The sequence below is a fragment of the Halobellus marinus genome, assembly GCF_032113415.1.
GTDB lineage: Archaea > Halobacteriota > Halobacteria > Halobacteriales > Haloferacaceae > Haloquadratum > Haloquadratum marinus.
In genome coordinates this window covers 2,487,983-2,506,277 of the sequence record NZ_CP134946.1, presented here as the reverse complement: position 1 = coordinate 2,506,277, position 18,295 = coordinate 2,487,983, and the positions used below count along the sequence as shown (strand labels likewise).

Annotated in this window: 18 protein-coding genes and 1 tRNA gene; 8 read left to right on the top strand and 11 right to left on the bottom strand. The window is 62.7% G+C overall.

Annotation, left to right across the window (positions count from 1 at the left end; all coding sequences use genetic code 11):
* The first annotated feature begins 16 nt into the window (after window positions 1-16).
* From RJT37_RS12480 to RJT37_RS12460, 5 genes are all read left to right on the top strand, one after another.
* Window positions 17-195: transfer RNA gene (locus RJT37_RS12480), tRNA-Trp, on the top strand.
* A gap of 295 nt (window positions 196-490) precedes the next feature.
* Entirely contained in the window at window positions 491-1,363 is an 873-nt protein-coding gene (locus RJT37_RS12475) for a hypothetical protein (RefSeq protein ID WP_313684904.1), read from the top strand.
* Between the two features lie 351 nt (window positions 1,364-1,714).
* Window positions 1,715-2,077, top strand: a complete 363-nt coding sequence (locus tag RJT37_RS12470; protein ID WP_313684902.1) for an Ig-like domain-containing protein — start codon at window positions 1,715-1,717, stop codon at window positions 2,075-2,077.
* 533 nt (window positions 2,078-2,610) lie between these two features.
* On the top strand, window positions 2,611-3,399 hold the full coding sequence (locus RJT37_RS12465) for an SDR family NAD(P)-dependent oxidoreductase (RefSeq protein ID WP_313684900.1): 789 nt from the start codon (window positions 2,611-2,613) through the stop codon (window positions 3,397-3,399).
* Window positions 3,400-3,655: 256 nt separating this feature from the next.
* On the top strand, window positions 3,656-3,799 hold the full coding sequence (locus tag RJT37_RS12460; protein ID WP_311173956.1) for a hypothetical protein: 144 nt from the start codon (window positions 3,656-3,658) through the stop codon (window positions 3,797-3,799).
* Window positions 3,800-3,996: 197 nt separating this feature from the next.
* On the opposite strand, the gene RJT37_RS12455 is transcribed toward RJT37_RS12460, so the two are convergent.
* Entirely contained in the window at window positions 3,997-4,344 is a 348-nt protein-coding gene (locus RJT37_RS12455; RefSeq protein WP_313684896.1) for a hypothetical protein, read from the bottom strand.
* A gap of 166 nt (window positions 4,345-4,510) precedes the next feature.
* On the opposite strand from RJT37_RS12455, the gene RJT37_RS12450 reads away from it, so the two are divergent.
* Together RJT37_RS12450 and RJT37_RS12445 are read left to right on the top strand one after the other, a co-directional pair.
* Entirely contained in the window at window positions 4,511-4,714 is a 204-nt protein-coding gene (locus RJT37_RS12450; RefSeq protein WP_313684894.1) for a hypothetical protein, read from the top strand.
* A 535-nt stretch (window positions 4,715-5,249) separates the two neighbouring features.
* The gene (locus tag RJT37_RS12445; protein WP_313684892.1) at window positions 5,250-5,726 is read left to right on the top strand and encodes a hypothetical protein; all 477 of its coding nucleotides are present in this window, start codon (window positions 5,250-5,252) and stop codon (window positions 5,724-5,726) included.
* A 75-nt stretch (window positions 5,727-5,801) separates the two neighbouring features.
* Here the strand turns inward: RJT37_RS12445 and RJT37_RS12440 are convergent, their stop codons facing one another.
* The 4 genes from RJT37_RS12440 to RJT37_RS12425 all read right to left on the bottom strand — a co-directional run bounded on the left by RJT37_RS12440 (window position 5,802) and on the right by RJT37_RS12425 (window position 10,517).
* Window positions 5,802-7,973 carry a type B DNA-directed DNA polymerase gene (locus RJT37_RS12440; protein WP_313684890.1) on the bottom strand — a complete coding sequence of 724 codons (2,172 nt, stop codon included), beginning with the start codon at window positions 7,971-7,973 and terminating at the stop codon, window positions 5,802-5,804.
* 2 nt (window positions 7,974-7,975) lie between these two features.
* Window positions 7,976-8,344, bottom strand: coding sequence for a DUF8156 family protein (locus RJT37_RS12435; RefSeq protein ID WP_313684888.1), 369 nt, complete (start codon window positions 8,342-8,344; stop codon window positions 7,976-7,978).
* Window position 8,345: 1 nt separating this feature from the next.
* Window positions 8,346-9,287 (bottom strand): hypothetical protein, encoded by a 942-nt coding sequence (locus tag RJT37_RS12430; RefSeq protein ID WP_313684886.1) that lies wholly within the window; start codon window positions 9,285-9,287, stop codon window positions 8,346-8,348.
* Between the two features lie 216 nt (window positions 9,288-9,503).
* The gene (locus tag RJT37_RS12425; protein ID WP_313684884.1) at window positions 9,504-10,517 is read right to left on the bottom strand and encodes a Cdc6/Cdc18 family protein; all 1,014 of its coding nucleotides are present in this window, start codon (window positions 10,515-10,517) and stop codon (window positions 9,504-9,506) included.
* A 309-nt stretch (window positions 10,518-10,826) separates the two neighbouring features.
* Between RJT37_RS12425 and RJT37_RS12420 the strand changes: the two genes are divergently transcribed.
* Window positions 10,827-11,324 carry a hypothetical protein gene (locus RJT37_RS12420; RefSeq protein ID WP_313684883.1) on the top strand — a complete coding sequence of 166 codons (498 nt, stop codon included), beginning with the start codon at window positions 10,827-10,829 and terminating at the stop codon, window positions 11,322-11,324.
* A gap of 65 nt (window positions 11,325-11,389) precedes the next feature.
* Here the strand turns inward: RJT37_RS12420 and RJT37_RS12415 are convergent, their stop codons facing one another.
* The 6 genes from RJT37_RS12415 to aroC all read right to left on the bottom strand — a co-directional run bounded on the left by RJT37_RS12415 (window position 11,390) and on the right by aroC (window position 18,178).
* Window positions 11,390-11,614 carry a DUF8106 domain-containing protein gene (locus RJT37_RS12415; RefSeq protein WP_313684882.1) on the bottom strand — a complete coding sequence of 75 codons (225 nt, stop codon included), beginning with the start codon at window positions 11,612-11,614 and terminating at the stop codon, window positions 11,390-11,392.
* A gap of 69 nt (window positions 11,615-11,683) precedes the next feature.
* On the bottom strand, window positions 11,684-12,955 hold the full coding sequence (gene dinB / locus RJT37_RS12410; RefSeq protein WP_313684881.1) for a DNA polymerase IV: 1,272 nt from the start codon (window positions 12,953-12,955) through the stop codon (window positions 11,684-11,686).
* A 261-nt stretch (window positions 12,956-13,216) separates the two neighbouring features.
* A complete protein-coding gene (gene lrpA1, locus RJT37_RS12405; RefSeq protein WP_313684879.1) occupies window positions 13,217-13,645 on the bottom strand; it encodes an HTH-type transcriptional regulator LrpA1 in 429 nt (142 codons plus the stop codon).
* A 108-nt stretch (window positions 13,646-13,753) separates the two neighbouring features.
* A complete protein-coding gene (locus RJT37_RS12400) occupies window positions 13,754-14,692 on the bottom strand; it encodes a thiamine pyrophosphate-dependent enzyme (RefSeq protein ID WP_313684877.1) in 939 nt (312 codons plus the stop codon).
* Window positions 14,693-14,694: 2 nt separating this feature from the next.
* Complete coding sequence (locus RJT37_RS12395) at window positions 14,695-16,590, bottom strand: 2-oxoacid:acceptor oxidoreductase subunit alpha (protein ID WP_313684876.1); 1,896 nt, start codon at window positions 16,588-16,590, stop codon at window positions 14,695-14,697.
* 382 nt (window positions 16,591-16,972) lie between these two features.
* Window positions 16,973-18,178: a chorismate synthase gene (aroC, locus tag RJT37_RS12390; protein ID WP_313684874.1), complete on the bottom strand. Its 1,206-nt coding sequence runs from the start codon at window positions 18,176-18,178 to the stop codon at window positions 16,973-16,975.
* Window positions 18,179-18,295: the final 117 nt, after the last annotated feature.

The window sequence follows — 18,295 nt, the reverse complement described above, 5'->3', positions numbered from 1 at the left end:
GGACGAGTGCGTACCAGGGGTCGTGGCCAAGCCCGGCATGGCGACTGACTCCAGAGGCTTTGCGCCCGGTGACGACACTCCAGACTGATATACCGAGCGGCCGACTGATCATCGGTCGCGACGACGACCCTCTGGAGTACCGAGGCGCGTACCGGAGATATCAGTCGATCGGGGGTTCAAATCCCTCCGACCCCACTCCGCTCATTCTTCGCGGAAACCGCACCGCACAGAGCCGTTACGCCGTGTCTCTGCTTTGATGACCTAAGCCGTTCGACAGGATTTCATTTGATTTGAACCCCTGAACGATGACCGGAGCATACCGTCACGCGGTTGTCCTGATTTCACAATCCAACTTGAAATTATTTATGAAAGTACAAATCCATCCCGATCACTCTATTCGGGGGGTGATGAGTACTATATTACTTTGCACCACTCTACACATATCACTGACCTCAAAATTATATAGCGGGTGGTCTAAATGGTCATCTAAATGGCTACTGGGACACTGATTTTGTCAGTCGGGTTTGCAATATATCTAGGTATTCGACTTGAACAACTAGAAAATATTTGGGTTGAATTAGACAGATACGAACAGGAAATTGAAAATGAGTACTTGGAATTTATCAATGATGAACTCCTTTCTCCGTTCCTGAATGAGCTACTCCCAGAATCTGTTGTAGAGGAGACTACGTCGAGTTTCCCCCTGACTAATGAAAAGATGGAAAAATTGGATGAAGAAATGGATAGGTTGGAAAGAGAGGGGGTTCCAGCCGAAGAAAGAAAACTAATATTAGAAGAGCTTATACTTGAAGAATATACGAGAAATAGTGAAAACAACCCCGATAATGTGGACATTGTCCCAAAAAGTGTGGAATTTGAAGATATGATTGGACATATATTTGAAATGATTCCGGACGACGAAGGGATCGAAATGCTAAGTGATGAATCTAATCAAGAATCCAGTAGTACTGATGAAATAGGCTTTGATACTGACAATACGAACCTATCGGATGGGATGGAGGGTCTGTTAAAAATATATAATATGAATGAAGATATATTAGATCCTAGTGGTATTTTCAACCAAACGAGAGGGTATTATCGCAAACATATTTGGCCGTATAGGCTATTCGGTGTGATCCAATTGGCTATGCTAATAATTATACTGGGCATCAGTATATTCTTAATATTTAGTGTCCTTGGGAACCAGTTACCAAGGTACCTAAAAGAAGTAATTGCGGTTTTTTCAGCTATCTGGATAATCACAGAAATAAGTCTATGGTACTTTCTTAATTTGAAAGTGGATATGGATACAAGAACACCAATTGGGAAAATACTCAAACCAGATCCAAGAAATATATTTTAATTTTGATAAATTCTTTAATTTTTATTTCTATTTAGTCTTCGAGAGCTAGTACGGGAATTCGAGGGGGAATACAGCATCGAACTGGGAGAGTGACCCGACTCAATGCGGTAATCCCCGTCGGTTGGAACTTTCGTCGGCGTAAGCGAGCGTATAGTGAGTAGCCCGCCCTCAGAAATATGTGAACGAGAGTCTGGTTTTCTTCACGTCCATTCGAGTGAATCTGCCGTGGGAGCGTCCTTGAGTACCTCGTATTGTGGGAAACTGGAGCCACCGATGGAGGAGTACCCTTTACGGTAAATAGTCGTTTGTCCCAAGACTGGGTTTTTGATTGGAGCGTCTCATCAACGAACTGTGAACCGACGCCAGTGCCTCGCTGCTTTGACGAGTATACTCTCTCTTGGTGGCTGTACCGGAAGCCCGGGAGATCCTATTACGATGCTCGCTGTCAACGAAGACGATGTTTCCCATACCGTCACAGTTTGGACTATCCAGCGGGAGAAACTGGCCGTGGCAAACACGGTTGACGTTGCAAGTAAGGAGACCTCCCAACTCGGTCAAATGCCGTGGAAGAGTGGCCAGTACCGAGTAACGGTTCAGTTGGACGGCGATGTAGTTCTAGCCAGGGAATTTCGATCCGATGAATGGTTCAATCAACTCGATGTGTTCATCGACAGCGACGGCTCAGTCGAGTTGAACCGAGCGCGAGCAGCGTGAACTCGTAGTCCATAGCCGGTTTGAACTGAACGATTCTCATTTCGGGTGAGGCCACTCTTCTCTGACTCCCTCATTTACAATCTGTCCAGCATCCGTTTTCGACTCGCTGTTTCTCATACTGTCGGACGTAAGTTCGTGGAATATTTCGGCATCTCAGGGTGCCGAGAATTTCCAGATAGTTACGCCCGACAGTATCACCCGCTTTTCTGGCGTCGTAGAGGTTTCCAGTATACCCCACCTACATACGCTCTACCGCTGATATACTGCTTTGAGATGACCTGATTCATAGATAATTGCGCGTCTGCGCAGTGGGTGTGTTAAGAGTGACAACGAACAGCTGATGCAAATATCTGAAACGAATTGCGAGACCTGAAGACATCGTATCAAAACCACCTGCAAGCCTTGCTTTCGACGTGCTGGTTGCCGGACACTGGCAACGGACCAGCGCGGCAACGTCGTTCTCGTCGCCGAGGGGATGGACTGGGGGCATCGCTGGGCACGAACCTTTTACGACTGGTGCCCAAGCGTCGGATATGGACATTGACCTCGGACTGGAGGGCAACGTTGCGCTGGTCACCGGGAGTGCGACCGGGCTCGGCCACGCCTGTGCGGAAGCGTTCTCGCGCCAGGGTGCGAACGTCGCCCTTGCCGCGCCGAATCTGGACGACCTCGCGTACGCCAGCGACAGACTCCACGCCCTCGGTGAGGGCGAGATTCTCGGTCTCGAAGTCGACGTGCGCAACCGTGACCATCTGGCGGCGCTCGTCGAGGAGACCGTCGACCAGTACGGCGGCATCGACCACCTCGTCACGGGACCCCGACCACTCGAACCGGAGCGGTTTCTTGACGTCTCCGACGAGGACTGGTTCCGGGGGTTCGATCGGCTGTTTATGAGCGTCGTCTGGGCCATTCGTGAGTCCTACGCTCACCTCGAAGAGTCCGATCAGGGGTCGGTCGTCACCGTAGCAAACCCCGCTATCCCCGCACTCACCGACGAACTGTCGGTGGCGACTGCGTACGGGCGGGCGGTCCAGGGTCTCACCGAAAGCCAGGCGAAGAAGTTCGCGCCCGAGGTCCGCGTGAACGCAGTCGTCCCGGGGCCCCACGAGACCGCAGACCTGGAGAAGTTCCTGGGCCGACGGGTCGACGCCGGCGAGTTCACCGACGTCCCGTCGGCCTGGGAGGCCGTGCTCGCGGACTGTCCCTACGAGTCGCCGGGCGATCCGCTCGACCTGGGGAAGGTGGTCACCTTTCTGTCCAGCCAGCACGCGAGTTTCGTCAACGGCGCGACCATCCCGGTCGACGGCGGGTCCGGGCTCTGATAGGGGCTGCTGTCGTCTCTTCCCGCTGGTCACAGCACCGTGTGGCGTGAACAGCGACAAGCAGGTACAGCAGTCCATATGAGGGGCGGACTCGAAACCGAAGCGTGTTTCTCAGTCCGCGCACGGTGGCGTGGGAATCTGGTCCTCAGGGATATACAAGGCGGAAGCCTACGACTTCACTCGTGGGTGAACGGGAGACGATCTACCCATCCCGGAGAAAATTTAATATTTCTACCCGCTCCGAATGTCAACTAGCGTGAATTTACCCTACGAGTGTCCCGAGTGCGGAAACGACCCCGTCGTCGTGAGTGAGGTTCCGCCGGACAATCACGACCGCGGAGAAACGTTCGTCACCCGGGTCCGTTGTCCCAACTGCGAGTACGTCGACTGGTACGACTAACCGGTCGGCAGGCCTACCTGGATAGTCTCTGCTATGCCGGACGTCGGTGACTCACGACTGAACTCGGGGGCTTCCGCCTCGTATATCTGTGAACAGTATGCACAGTACCGGAAACTGTACCTCGATTTCTTTCCGCAGGAGCGGTGCTCGTGGGAAAACGGAGGACACTGATGACGGATCGGAAAAATTGCAGTCGGCTATAGTACCTCGGGCGTGATGAGCCCCTCGTTGACGATGACGCCGACGACGAGGATGGCGGCGACGGTCCAGCGACCGAACGTGATGCCGTAGTTCTCGCGGAGATATCGGCGGACCGGCGGTGCCGCAAACAGCGCGAGTCCCGCGTGGATCGCGGTGCCGGCGAGCATCCGGATCGGCGTTCCCGGAACGCTGACTGTCAGCGTTCCCACCGCGAGCAGTGCAAGCAGCACAACTGCGAGCCACGAGGCGGCGAACGCGACGCGGTCCATCAGCGAACGTCCGGCCGCAGGGGTAGATTCGAAGGGTTCGATGCGCTCGGAGCGCGACTGTGAAGTAGAGGTCATAGAGGTATTCACCACACTCACACACGCGCTCTGAGAAAATAAAGCAGTAGTGAGCCGTGCTATCGGCAGTCCGTAGCGGTCGTATGGTCGTCCGTAGCGCTCTCCGTTCGCCTGCTGTTCGATCGGGAGCGGCCAATTATGCGGCAAGAAAACACAAGGTTACAGTATGACAGACAGCGTTCCGAAAGACAAATTCGCGGACCTATTCGAGGCGACGGGTGCCGCGTTTTCCTCGTATCTCGAGGCGGGAGAACTCACAGACACCATCGAAGTGGCGACGAGTGAACTGTCCGGGGCCCTCGATGCGACGGGGTTTTCGCTGGTCGGCGGTGGTGACACCGCAGGACCGGTGACACTGGAGAGTCGCTGAATCTGCTGGCGGTGACCATCGGCTCCCGCCCGCCGAGAATTGGATTCGAAACTGGGTTTTGATCTCCCCGTCAAAACGACGGGATTCCCCACCTCGTTCTCCCGGCCGTATCCGTCGTGGGTCGTCAGATTCCGCGCTATAGTAGCGTTTGCAACTGATTGCACATCCGATCGCACGACCGCGTGCGATCGTGTGAGTGAAGACTTGCAAACGCTACTATAGTTCGTGCTCAACTCGTACTGCGACTGATGGGAATGCTTCGCTCCTTCGTAGGCGTCGTCCGCACGGACGCGGTCGAGATAGTCCTTGGAGACGAGCGCCACCTCGCGTTTCTCCTCGTCGTACCACTCCTGTGGCTCCCGCTATTTGCGGTTTCCCTCCTGGTCGCGCTCGTACTTCTTTCCGCCGAGATACTTCGCGTAGCGCATCGCCCGGCGCAGACCGCTACGCTCGGCCGGGCGACCGCCTGCGACGTGGCCGCCCGCTTGACCGAACGGCCGATAGTTCCAAACGCGCCGCGGTTGCACCCTCCTCTATGGCTTTCGGCGAACTCGCTTCGGCACCGTCCGTGGTCCGCTTTCCGATCGGACTCAGTGCGGCGATCGTCTCGGTGCTCGTGATGGACGAAATAATGAAACGGGTTCCAGAGGGGACAACGCCCCCGTACGTCGCTGCAAGCGTGTTGACGCGGACGACCGTCGATCGCGCGCCGGCCCGACTCGCAGCCGTCGCTCACTATCTGGCCGGCCTCGGAACCGGCTTGCTTTTCACGTATTTCCTGCTCGGTGCCGAGTGGTTCTTCGGCGGCTCCTCGCTGCTGTCGGTCGTCTCGGTGACGGTGCTTCTGTACGTGCTAATGGTCGCCTTCTTCGTCGCCGTTCCGCTGCCCCGCGCCTCCGGCGTCGACGCGTCCCGGCGCACCGCCATCAGCCGCGGGTGGGCCCTCGCGGCCGCCGGCTATCTCCTCGTGCTCGTCCCCGTCTCCGTCGGCCTCACGCTACTGGTGGCGTAGCCGCCCTCTTTTGACACCCGGCTTGAGAAATCCAACAGTCCGCGTGGCACCGCGAATACCTACACCGCGGTTCGGCTACTCTCTCTTGCCGGTCTGTCCGGCGCCGAACACCGTCAGATCGGTCGGTCGCGTCTCGTCAAGTGCCTCCCGGATCTCCGTTCGGTCCCAGCCGAGCGGTGCGAGGACGCTCTCGGCGGCGCGTACCAGTTGCGTTTCGTAGTATGCGGGATCGTACGACTCGGGGTTCTCGTGAGCGAGTGCGACCCGGTCCCGTGACGTCTTCGCGTCGTCGACGACGACGTACTCGACCGTCTGGCCCGGTTGCACCGCCAGTCCGTCGTCCTCTGCGCGTTCGAGCGCGGCCACGTTTTTCGTGTACTGTGAGTAGGCCGCACGTGGTTTCGACACGCGGTTTCGTTCGACGAGTCGCTCGGGGTCGACGACGCCGGCGTGGAGCCGATCGATCGCCGTTCGGAGCGCTTCCAGGATTGCCGTCGGATCCCGGTTCGCGGCGAACCGTTCGAGGAACGTCCGCTGGGTGGCCGCGACGAACGGCGCCGTCGACCGCTGGCGGGCCTCGACCCCGCGGATCTTGAACTCGTCTTCCCCCGCGACCTTCCCGAAATACTTCGTCAGCGCCCCGGCGTCGCTGTCCCGCTGCGGAACGAACGCGACCCACTCGTATTCGGCTTCGTGTTCGAGTCGGACCTCGACCGCGTCGGAAATCTCGGCCGCGAGGGTGTCGAGGTCCGCTCGTGCTGCTGAGTCGATGTCGGGAGCCGGCGTCACCCAGACCGAATCGACGATCCCGTGGACGACGCGCCAGCCGCCCGCTTCGAGGCGCTCCTTGGCGGTCAGGAGGATCTCGCGGGCGAAGGCGTTGATCGCCTCGTGGCACTCGATGCGGCCGAACTTCGCGTTGCTGAACCCCTGGTAGCCGAAGCAGGCGACGAGGATCCACTTCAGGGCGGCCGATCTGCCCTCCAGCGCCTCCAGTCGGTCCGGATCCGGCTCGGAGCCCTCCGTTTCGCGGTCGATCGCGGCTTTGATCTCGTCGCGGGCGTCGATGAGCGGCTGGAGCACGTCGACGAGGTAGCCGCGGTCGTCGCAGATCGCATAGCCCAGTTCGGGGACATCCTCGCGGTCCCGGTGGCACCCACAGCGGATGACGTCCGGCGAGACGTTCCGCGTACAGATAATGTTGGGATAGAGGCTCGAGAAGTCCAGTTCGTGGACCCGCTCGTGGACGCCGACCGCCGGCGCGAAGATGAAGCCGCCGCGGTCGGCGTCGTGCAGCGTCCCCATCGGCTTGAAGAACTCGTGCCGCCAGGAGTTCCACGGCACCAACACCCCGCGGTCGTGTGCTTCCCGGATCTGGATCGCCGTGAGCACGTTCCCGATCGACGCCCAGGCGAGTTCCTGCAGCGGCTTCCACGACCGCGAGACGAGATCCAGAACGCCCGCCAGGTTCGTCTCGCCGTAGAAGAACGTGTTCGACTCGTCGACGATCGCCCGCCCGGGGACGTTGTACCGCGCCGGCGAGTGGCCCACCCGCCCGTAACTCGCGTACGTCGACTCCCCGGCGAGCTGCTGGTAGTCGACCCCGGGCCGCCGGCTCAGCGTGAAGTCGTCCATCCCAGCCGCTGCCGCCATCCGGGAGAGCGTCGGCACGATCTCGGCCGTCGAACAGACGATGACGTCCGGATCCTGCGCATCGACCGCTGCGGCGACGGCGGTCAGCACGTCCGCCGGCGGTCCGGAGACGCGCTCGCCGTCCACGGTGAGTTCGCTGTATGTGTCGTCGGTCGTCTCGGCAACCGGAACCGCGAGGCGGAGCGTCGTCAGATCCGTTGCGGGCGTCGGATCGGTATCGGTTTCGAGGCAGTAGCGGAACTCCGGGGAGAAATCGACGTTGAAACAGGCGACGTCGCCGACCGGGGACCCGGGCAGCTGTCGCGCCTGTCGCGCGAGCGTGGTGATCCGGTCGACGTGATCGACGTCGACGGCGAGCACGCGCTCCTCGTCCCGACGAAAGCCGGGCCGACGGGTCGTGGTCTCCGTGCCGACGACGTTCGGATGCCCTTCGTAGAACGCCCGGAGGCGCGTCAGGTCCACCTCGTCGTCGGGCGACCGACTCGCGAGGAAGAATCGCGGGGTGTACGACCGCACGATCTCGGCCGCCCCGTCCGGCGTCGACTCCCACGTGCGGACGCGCCCGTCGTCGAGGAAATCGACCGTGAACGGCATCGCTATCCCTCGTCGCTCGGTGCGTCGGCATCTCGTTCGCGTCGGCCCCCGAGCGCGTCTTCGAGTTCGTCGAGTCGATCCTCGTGGGAATCGAGCCGCTCTTCGTGGGAATCGAGTCGTTTCCCGTGGGACTTGAGGCGCTCCTCGTGGGTGTCGAGACGGGCCTCCTGCTCGACGTCGACGCTGAACAGCGCGGGAAACAGCGGGTTCTCGTGGTTCAGCATTCCGCTCGCGTCGGCGTGCTCCCGGGCGTAGCCGAACAGCCGATCAAACCGGGGCTGATCGCGCCGCCGCAGCGCCCGCCGGAAGTCGGCCCAGCGGTCCCGGATCGCCCGCAGGGCGTCCCGGTACGTGGGATCGGTTCGCCCCATCTCAGCGCCCCCCGGCTCCGGGCCACGCGTCCAAGAGCGGGTTCGCGGTGAACGACGCCGCTGCTCCCGTCGCCGTCACGGCGGTCCCGACCGATTCGGACGGACCGTCCGCCGGGGTCGCCGGCGACAGATCCACCCCCACCTGCTCGGCGCGCGCGCCGAGTACCCGTCGCCAGTACGCGAGCGTCGTCTGGTAGTACGCGCCGGCGGGATAGACGAGCGTCTCGAACTCCTCGCCGACGAACCGCGGCCCCAGCCGGGTCCGCTCGCACTCCAGGATTCGTCCCGCGGCGGTCTCGATGGCGGCGGTGAAGTCGTCGGTTGCGGTCCGCGTCACGAGCACGGGGACGTCGTAAGACTCGGCGTACGTCTGTAGTCGGGCAAGCGTGCGCGCCTGCAGCGTCCGGGCGTGACAGTCCGCGAGCGCGTCGGCGGCGCGGTACTGGCTGTCGAGCGCCGGCGCGACGACGAGCGACGGCGTCGCCGGGCCGTCATCGCTGGCGCGCCTGGGAGACTCTCCTTCCGCCGTATCGGTCGACCGCGACGCGATCGCTCTGATCCGCCGGTTGACCGCCGTCGACAGGTCGCGGACGGCGCTGTAGTGCTGGTAGGGCGTGAAGCCGCGGGCGACAGCGATTCGATCGAGCAGGCGTCGGCTCGGGGCGATCCTGGCCAGTCCCGCCGTGGTCGCGTGGCCGTCGGCGTCGACCCAGAATGCGGGGCCGTCGCACAACAGGAGGTGATCCAACACGAGCGCCTGCAGGACCGACACACCCCGCCGCTCCTCGACGTCAAGCAGGGTGAGACCGCGCTCCAGCGACGGGAGCAGCGGATTCTCGATTCCGGGTGCGGTACGGTCGACGAGGTCGCGGTTTCGCTCCGCGGGGCGCGTCTGCCGTCCCGTCGTTGCCGCAGCGACCGAGGACGCGTCGTCGTGTGACATACCTCGATAGACGCCCGGCGGGCCGATAAGCCGCGGCGTGTCGGTTCCGCGTTTCAGGGATCGCGGCCCGACCGGGACGAGCGGCTACCCTGTGCCGGATTTCGGCATCTGTGAGGGTTTTCCGCGAACGGTTCCGAGGACGGTGATATCGGCTCCAGAAACCCGGCCCCCTCGTCTCACCTGTCGCGGTCCGGGGGCGCGAGCGCCCGGCGCTGACTAGCTGGCGTCGGGGTCCACGAGCGCGTACTCCCGGTCGCGGCTCGTCCCCTCGGCCGTCAGGAGGTTGTACTGCTCCATCTTCGCGAGGTAGGTTCGGACGGTCCGTTTCGTCCGCGGATCCTCGACGACCTCGGCGTAGCGTTCGTGGATATCGCTCGGACTCAGCGGCCCGTGTTCGTCGAGGACGTCGTAGACGACGCGCTGATGCGGCGTGAGCGAGTCGAGGCTCTTCTGTCTGATCCGGGCGCGGCTGTCCTCGGCAGCGTCGAAAAGCATCTCGTCGGTGATCCGATCGCGGTTCTCGCGGTCGGCGGTGCTCGCCGCGGTCCGGAGAATGCCGATCGCGAGCCGTGCGTCGCCGGCGGCCGCGTCCGCGATCCGGTAGAGCTGTTCGTCGGTGATGGCGTCCGGCTCCAGCCCCCACCTGACGCGGGCCTGCAGAATGTCGAACAGCTGCTCGTTGTGGTACTTCTCCATCCGGACGTGCTCGCTGGCGCGGAGACGACTCACGAGGCGGTCGTCGACGCGGCTAAACAGTTCCTCCTCGTTGTTCGCGATGCAGATGATCGCAAACTGCGGGAGGCTGTGGAGGTCGTAAATCAGACCGGGGTCCTCGAGCTGATCCGCCTCGTCGAGGATCACGACCGTCCGACCCTCGTACTGCTGGAGGCGGTCGACGAGTTCGTCGTGGGGCGTCGACTGCCGGTGGATGTCGATCGTCCCCCCGAGGTCGTCGAGAATCGTATACAGCGTCCGAAAGCGGGTGTAGTTCCGCCAGCAGTTCACGTACGTGGCTTCGACGTCGAGCACCTCCTCGCGGAGCCGCTCGATGACGAACTTCGAGATGCAGGTCTTTCCGGTCCCGCTCGGCCCAGTCACGACTGCGGTATCCGCGGGTTCGCCGTTCGTGATCGGTTCGAGCACGCTGGAGAGGTGGTTGACCTCGGCGTCGCGATGCTCCACCTCGCGGGGGACGAAGCCGGCACGGAGTACCCGAGCATCGCGGATCATACGGGGGTCGGTATCTCCTTTCGTGTGAACTCACAAAAGGATGCGTGGGTCGCTTCCGGGAAACGACCCTGCGGACGTGATACCGACGGGTTTTCACCCGCAGTGTGGCGATTATTTTGTGGAAACGGGCTACTTCCGGAAACGTCCGGGGCGCGCTATCACAAATAAACAAGACGGAAGCCCACGGCTTCACTCGTGGGTTACTGACACAAAACGGGGCAAACTGGGCGAACAGCCGGATTGGTTACAGTGTCAGCGAGTCTGAACTATAACCACAGATTTATCAACTCATAATCATCACTCACTCATATGCCACTCAGTAACGTGGTACGGCAGGGGTATCGCCTCTACGGCCTCGGCACTCTCGTCTGGGCCGGGTGGTCAGCAGCGTGGATGGGGCTGGGACTGAATATGTCCCCGACAGTAATCGGGTCCGGCTGGTTCGCCATCGCCGGTCTCGGAGCGCTGCTCGCGATCGGGATGGGGGCAACCAACCTCTCCGATGAATACCAGCTTTTCAAGACCCAGACCAACCGGGGACGGATCCGGCGGTTCAACAGTCACCTGTTGAGCAGCGCGCCGCTGCATCTGTACGCAATCGCTCTCGCGGCCTGGAGTTTCCTCACCGTCGAGTGGTGGGCCGTCAACCTCGGGATCGTCGGACAGACGGTCGTGGCGTACGGGTGGTTCCTGATCGCGCTGTACGGACTCGGCCTGACGATCGGCCTGACGGTCAAACACGACGAGGCGGTCGTCGAGGAACTCGACGAGGTGACGCCGTCCGAAGTCGAACTCGGCTCGACGTAAGCGTCGTCCGAACGCGACCCGGTCACTTCGATCCGGGACCGACGATTACAGCTGTCGGCTTCTTGTCAGTCGTCGGCGGATACGAACAGCGGCTTACTGCGCCCTGCGGGCAGGTCCTCGGGATCGCGACGGGAGTCGATCGTCGTCCCGCACTCGGGACACCCGTAGTCGACGGAGTCGGGACGGACTTCGAGGAGCCAGTCGCCGTTGATTCGGCTCTCGTGACCGCAGTCGGGGCAGTACAGCGTCGCCTTCGTCACCGAGACGGGATTGGACTTGGAGGGAGTCATTCCCGTATTTACTATTTGCCGGGGGATAACGGTGTCGTACTGTGTGTCGGAACTGTTAGCCGGCTGTTATTACCGCTCGAACTCGCCGAGCGAGGCCTGCCCGCGGCCGGTCGGATCATCCCCGTCTCGACCGTTCGCTTCGGAGCCACCGCCGCCGACGCCGTCCTCCTCGTCCCATCCGTCGAGTCGGGCCTGTTCGCCGGACGCGAAGGACAGATTCGAGACGCGAACGCCCACCTTGCGGGCGGCCTCGCCGTCGAACTCCGCGAGGAGTTCGAGTGCGACCTCCTCGACGAGGCCCGGGTCGTCGACGGGCCCGGAGAGCGACCGCTCGCGGGTGTTGACCTCGTACGGCGGGACGACGACCTTGATACCGATCGTCCGATACGTCGCCCCGCGGTTCTGTGCGCGTGCGGCCACGTCGGCAGCGAGCGTCGTCACCGTCTCCCGCTTTTTCGTGTCGTCGTCGGTCGCTTCCGCGAACGCCGACTCCCGCGAGAGGCTCTTCGGCCGGCCCGTCGGGGTGACTTCCCGGTCGTCGATTCCGCGGGCCCGCTCGTGGAGTTCGACGCCGCGGGAGCCGAACACCTCCCGCAACTCGACGGGATCGGCGCTCGCCAGGTCGCCGGCGGTCTCGATCCCCATCGACGCGAGCCGATCCGCCGTGACGGGGCCGACGCCGTGGACCGCCTCGACCGAAAGCGGTGCCTGGAATTCGCGGACTTCGCCGGGCTCGACGACGACGAGTCCGTCGGGTTTGTCGTGGTCCGAGGCGATCTTGGCGGCCGAGAGGTTCGGCGCGACACCGACGCTCGCGGGGACGCCCACCTCGCGAGCGATCCGCTGTTTCACGTATCGGGCGTACCCCTCCGCGAGGGTCCGGTCGCCGTCGGGGACCCGACGCCAGGCGGTCCGCTCTGTCACGTCCAGATACGCCTCGTCGATACTCACCTCGCGAACGACGTCAGCGCAGTCGTGGAGGATCTCTTTGACCGCATCGGCGACCGACTGGTAGAAGTCCAGATCGACGGGGCGGTAGTAGCCCACTGGCTCGGTGTCGTCCTCGGCAGCGTCGTCTGCCGCCGCACGCGGAAGGCGATCCAGCGCCTGCGAGATCGGCTGAGCGCTCTCGACGCCGAACTCGCGTGCCTCGTAGCTCGCGGTGGCGACCGCGCCGATCGTGTCTCCGGGTTCGTACCCCATCCCCACGACGACGGGCTGGCCGCGGAGGGCGGGCTCCCGCAACCGCTCACAGGAGGCGTAGAAGCAGTCCATATCGACGTGCAGGACGATCCGCGGGGGATCGTCCCGCTCGACGCCCGGCAGCGTCTCACCGCTCATCTGCGTCCTCTGGGGCGTTCGCCTCGGTCGTCCGGTCGATTCGGGGCATCTCGATCACTCGGTCGACAACCGGGTAGGTATCGGGCGAGCGGCCACTATAGCGTTTGCCACGCGCGGCGGAAGTAAAACTCCAGTCGGACGATCGGTGTTCGGTCGAACTGAGACGGTCGATTTCGACGTCCGCTGAGGCGGCGAGACGGAGGAAACGGCAGTGAGCCGTCGGATCGGTGTGCCTGTCGTTACGGCGGTGCGTCGTTCCGACTACTTCAGCCGCTCCTGCAGGAACGACGGGTGTGCCGCGGTGATCCCGTCGATCGTGAGCAGCGTCTCGGAGATGACGTCGCCCAGGGCGTCGCCGTCGGGCGCGCGGACCTCGGCCATCAACATGTGATCGCCCGAGGAGGTAAACAGCGACTCGACGGCGTCGAGTTCCTTCAGTTCCTTCGTCGCCTCGACGTAGCGTTCGGAGGCGACGTCAAGCCCCACGAGCGCGATCGACGTTTCCGAGAGCTTCTTGGGATCGACGTCGGCGGAGTAGCCGACGATGATCCCCTCTTCCTCCATCTTCCGGATGTACTTGCGGACGGTCGGCTTCGAGACGTCGGCCCGTTCTGCGATCTCTGAGTACGACGCCTGGGCGTCTTCCTCGAGGACATCGAGGATCCGGCCCTCCGTCGAGGTGGCTTCCATACCTCTAACTTTCGGTTGCCGGAAAAAATACCTTCCGAACCTGAAAAGCGAACTCGCCGCAGGAAAACTGTCGGCCGCGGGCCGTGAGATCGGTGACGTCTGTGTGCGTTACTTGTGTTTGTCCAGGAACGTATCGTAGACGCGCTCCCACTCGTAGTCGTCGTCGAAGTACCGCTCGGCGAGCGGCTCTTCGGGGAGTTCACCGATCGTCTGTTTCTCCTGCTGGTAGGACGGGCGCTCCTCGTCGACGTAGTAGCGGCCGGTCAGGACGGTCCCCTCGTGGAGGACGGTCTCGGTCTCGTACATCATCTCGGAGGCTTCCGAGCGGTCCGTCTTGTCGAACTCGTAGTCCTCGGAGTCGTTGATGTCGATGTACGGGACGTACTGCTTTGCGTCCTTGTTCCAGGTCGGACACTGCGTGAGGAAGTCGATGTGGGAGAAGCCGTCGTGTTCGATCGCCTCGACGATGATGTCCTTCGCCTGGTTGGGGTTGACCGCGGCGGTCCGCGCGATGTAGGACGCGCCGGCGTTCAGCGAGAGCGACAGCGGCCGGACCGGGTCCTTCGCGGAGCCGTGCGGCTGCGTCTTCGATTTGTGACCCTTCGGCGACGTCGGGGACGTCTGGCCCTTGGTCAGCCCGAAGATCTCGTTGTTGAACACGATGTAGGTGATGTCGTGGTTCTCGCGGGCCGTGTGGGTGAAGTGGTTGCCGCCGATCCCGTAGCCGTCGCCGTCGCCGCCGGCGGCAACGACCGTCAGGCCGGTGTTGGCGAGCTTTGCGGCCCGCGCGACCGGCAGCGACCGGCCGTGGATCGTGTGGAAGCCGTAGCTCTCGAAGTAACTGTTCAGTTTGCCCGAGCAGCCGATGCCGGTACAGACCAGCATCTCCTCGGGCGAGAGCCCAAGTTCGGCGGCGGCGCCTTTCAGGGCCTTCAGGACCCCGAAGTCGCCACAGCCGGGACACCACGTCGGTTGCGGTTCCAGTCCGGGCGTGTACTCGTCTCTGTCGTGTTCGGCCTCGTCGCCGATTGCACTGAATGCGCTCATTGTTAATCACTCGCTGCGGGTACGAACTTGGTCTCGTGGCCGGGCAGCGTCCCGTCCTCGACGATACTGGTGACGAACCCGTCGACGATCTCGGCGGGCTCGAAGGGGTTGCCGTTGTACTTCAGGAGGCTCGAGAGCTTCTCGCCGAAGCGGCCGATCTCCTTCTGCGTCAGGCCGCGGAACTGCCCGGAGGCGTTCATCTCGACGACCAGCACCTCGTCGACGCTCTCGATGAACTCGGTGACCTCCTCGACCGGATACGGCGCAAGCTGGGAGACGCCGAGCAGCTTCACCGAGTGGCCCGCCTCGTTGAGTTCGTCGACGGCCTCCTTTGCGGTCCCCTGCTGGGAGCCGAACGTCATAATCCCGTAGTCGGCCGCCTCGGGGCCGTAGTGGAAGTTGATGCTCTCTTCGGCAGCGAGCTCCGCGCGGATGGCCTCCATCTTCTCCATCCGTCGGTTGACCTGATTGACGCGGTTGTCCGGGCTCTCGGCGATGTGCCCCGCGGGGGTGTGTTCGTTGCCCGTCGCGAGGTAGCGGCCGCCTTTCTGCCCCGGGATCGACCGCGGGCTGACGCCGTCGTCGACGTCGTGCTGGAAGCGGTTGTACTTCCCGGAGGGGTCGTGCGGCGCGTCTTCGAGTTCCGCCTCGGTCAGCACCGAGCCGGGGTCGGGATTCGGCTCCTCGTCGAAGACGGAAGCGGGCACGTTCTGCAGTTCGCCCCCGTTCTTCTGATCGTACAGGACGATCGAGGGAATCTGGTACTCGTAGGCGATCTGGAACGCCCGCCGGGTCTGTCTGTACGCCTCCTCGGCGCCCGCGGGGGCGAAGACGATCCGGTGGGAGTCGCCCTGGGAGGTGTAGAGGACGTGTTCGAGGTCGGCCTGCTCCGGCTTGGTAGGCATTCCGGTCGACGGCCCGGCCCGCATCGCTTCCACGAGGACGACCGGCGTCTCTGTCATCTCTGCGAGGCCGAGCGGCTCGGACATCAGCGCGAAGCCGCCGCCGGAGGAGCCGGACATCGCCTTGACACCCGCGTGGGAGGCGCCCAGCGCGAGTGCGGCCGCCGCGATCTCGTCTTCGACCTGTTCGGAGATCCCCCCGACCTCGGGGAGGTTCTGCGACATGATGGTGAAGACCTCGGTCCACGGCGTCATCGGGTAGCCCGCGATGAAGCGGCAGCCCTCGTCGAGGGCGCCGTAGGCGATGGAGTCCGACCCGGAGATGAGCACCTGTTCGTCGTCGTGCTCGCCCGAGGGGACCGACACGTCCGGCGCGTCGGCGTCGTACTCCTCGCGGACGGTCTCGTAGGCGTCGTCGAACACCGACATGTTCGGCTCGAAGACCTTCTCCGGCATCGTGTCGTCCATCAGGCTCTTGATGACCTCGGGCTCGATGCCCGCGATGGCACACGTGACGGCGACGCCGGCGGTGTTCCGCATCACTTCGCGGCCGTGTTCCCGGGCCATCGTCCGGAGGTCGATGTCGTAGACGTGCCAGTCGTTCTCCTCGACCCGCTCGTCGAAGTTCGGGATCTCTTCTGTGTCCAACAGCCCCGAGTCGTAGACGATGACGCCGCCCTCGTTGAGTTCGTCGAGGTTCTCCGAGAGCGGCTTGATCTCCTCGTTGCCGTAGTAGGCGTTCTCCTGAGGGTTCCGTGCGAAGGAGTCGCCCAAAGCGAGGAGGAAGTTGTACCCGTCGCCGCGCGAACTGATCGGCTCCGCCGACACCCGTACTTCGGTGTAGGTGTGGCCGCCGCGGATGCGGGACGGATAGTGTCGATGCGTGAATACGTGGAGCCCCGCGCGCATTAGGGCCTTTGCGAAGTTCTGGCTGGTCGAGGCGATTCCGTCTCCGGAACCTCCTGCGATGCGCCAGATGAGTTCGTCGTCAGTCATATCTGAGCTCACGGCCCGTGTGGGCCACTACCGAACGTTTCGGCGAGACTCGACTAAAGGCTTTGCTATAAGTTACCAAGGAAAGATGATGAAAGACCTATTATACGTCCGATATTCATTTTACATTCGGTCGAAATATCGATTATATCAATTAGTGGGTTCACAGCTGAATGTCTTTACAAATGCGGCGAAGTTGACAGCCGGGATGTCACAGATCAGACAGCTGTACGTCAGATATCTGGCACCGAAAAACGTCGTCGACGCGCCGACCATCCCACGATCAGCCGTCGACTGACTCCTGATTGACCAGCGGGCGGCTCCAGATCAGCCGTCGACTGACTCCTGATTGATCAGCGGGCGGCTCCAGATCAGCCGTCGTCCATCACTCGTTGTCCGGGCTCGACGGGTGGTAATCGGTGTCGTACTTGCCCGGGGAGTCGTCGAGTCGGTCGGGGTTGATGCGGCCGCCGAGGAGCATAAAGTCGAGGATCGTGAGGTTCAACATCGCCTCCACGACCGGGACCGCCCGCGGCGGGAGAACCGGATCGTGTCGTCCGACGACCTGGATCTCCTTTGCCTCGCCGGTCTCCCAGTCGACAGTACGCTGTTGCTTCGGGATCGACGTCGGGGCGTGCCAGGTGATCTCGCCGTAGATCGGCTGGCCGATCGTGATGCCGCCCTGAAGGCCGCCGTGTTTGTTACCTTCGGGGACCGGGTCGCCTCGCACTTGCGGCTCGTCGCCGCTCGCCTCCTCCGAGGCGCTTTGCGCCTCGCTGTCGTCGGAGAACTCCCAGTCCTCGTTTCTGTCCTTCCCGGTCCACTCTCTGGCCTCCCGACCGAGGCCGAACTCGAACGCCGTCGTCGCCGGGATCGACATCATTGCCTGCCCCAGGCGCGCGGGGAACGAATCGAAACGCGGCGCGCCGAGCCCTCGCGGGACGCCCTGGGCCTCGAAGTAGATCGAGCCGCCGATCGAGTCGCCCGCCTCCTGGTACTCGTCGATGAGTTCGCGCATCTCCGCCGCCGTTTCGGGGTCCGCACACCGCACTTCGTTCTCCTCTGTGTGTTCGAGCATCTCCTCGAAGCTCACCGGCGGCGCTTCGATCTCGCCGATCTGGTTCACGTGGGCTTTCACCTGCACGTCCTCGGTTTCGAGGACCTTCTTCGCGATCGCGCCCGCAGCGACCCAGTTTACGGTCTCTCTGGCCGACGAGCGGCCGCCGCCGCCCCAGTTGCGCGTCCCGAACTTCGCGGAGTAGGTGAAGTCGCCGTGACTCGGCCGCGGCGCCGTGACGTAGGGCTCGTACTTGCCCGAGCGGGCGTCCTTGTTCTCGATGACCATCCCGATCGGAGTGCCGGTGGTGTAGCCGTCCTGCAGTCCGGAGTTGATCGACACCGCGTCCGGTTCCCCTCGGGAGGTGGTGATCATCGACTGCCCCGGCTTCCGTCTGTCCAGTTCCGCCTGGACGTCCTCCTCGTCGAGTTCGAGCCCGGCCGGACACCCCGAGACGGTCACGCCCATCGCGTCGCCGTGGCTCTCGCCGTAGGTGGTGACCTGAAAGAGCCGGCCGAATCGGTTCCCGTTCATTACCTCGCCGTCGTGGTTCCGGGCATATATACGTTGCAGTAAGGCACAATCTGCGGGGCGTCACGAGAACACATATCACACTGGGGCGCGTACGACCAGCCCCGTCTCCCGGGAGTT

Coding starts and splice junctions, on each gene's coding strand:
- RJT37_RS12475 (WP_313684904.1), top strand. CDS start 491: ATGGCTACTGGGACACTGATTTTGTCAGTCGGGTTTGCAATATATCTA.
- RJT37_RS12465 (WP_313684900.1), top strand. CDS start 2,611: ATGGACATTGACCTCGGACTGGAGGGCAACGTTGCGCTGGTCACCGGG.
- RJT37_RS12455 (WP_313684896.1), bottom strand. CDS start 4,344: ATGACCTCTACTTCACAGTCGCGCTCCGAGCGCATCGAACCCTTCGAA.
- RJT37_RS12450 (WP_313684894.1), top strand. CDS start 4,511: ATGACAGACAGCGTTCCGAAAGACAAATTCGCGGACCTATTCGAGGCG.
- RJT37_RS12445 (WP_313684892.1), top strand. CDS start 5,250: ATGGCTTTCGGCGAACTCGCTTCGGCACCGTCCGTGGTCCGCTTTCCG.
- RJT37_RS12440 (WP_313684890.1), bottom strand. CDS start 7,973: ATGCCGTTCACGGTCGATTTCCTCGACGACGGGCGCGTCCGCACGTGG.
- RJT37_RS12435 (WP_313684888.1), bottom strand. CDS start 8,344: ATGGGGCGAACCGATCCCACGTACCGGGACGCCCTGCGGGCGATCCGG.
- RJT37_RS12430 (WP_313684886.1), bottom strand. CDS start 9,287: ATGTCACACGACGACGCGTCCTCGGTCGCTGCGGCAACGACGGGACGG.
- RJT37_RS12425 (WP_313684884.1), bottom strand. CDS start 10,517: ATGATCCGCGATGCTCGGGTACTCCGTGCCGGCTTCGTCCCCCGCGAG.
- RJT37_RS12420 (WP_313684883.1), top strand. CDS start 10,827: ATGCCACTCAGTAACGTGGTACGGCAGGGGTATCGCCTCTACGGCCTC.
- RJT37_RS12415 (WP_313684882.1), bottom strand. CDS start 11,614: ATGACTCCCTCCAAGTCCAATCCCGTCTCGGTGACGAAGGCGACGCTG.
- dinB (WP_313684881.1), bottom strand. CDS start 12,955: ATGAGCGGTGAGACGCTGCCGGGCGTCGAGCGGGACGATCCCCCGCGG.
- lrpA1 (WP_313684879.1), bottom strand. CDS start 13,645: ATGGAAGCCACCTCGACGGAGGGCCGGATCCTCGATGTCCTCGAGGAA.
- RJT37_RS12400 (WP_313684877.1), bottom strand. CDS start 14,692: ATGAGCGCATTCAGTGCAATCGGCGACGAGGCCGAACACGACAGAGAC.
- RJT37_RS12395 (WP_313684876.1), bottom strand. CDS start 16,590: ATGACTGACGACGAACTCATCTGGCGCATCGCAGGAGGTTCCGGAGAC.
- aroC (WP_313684874.1), bottom strand. CDS start 18,178: ATGAACGGGAACCGATTCGGCCGGCTCTTTCAGGTCACCACCTACGGC.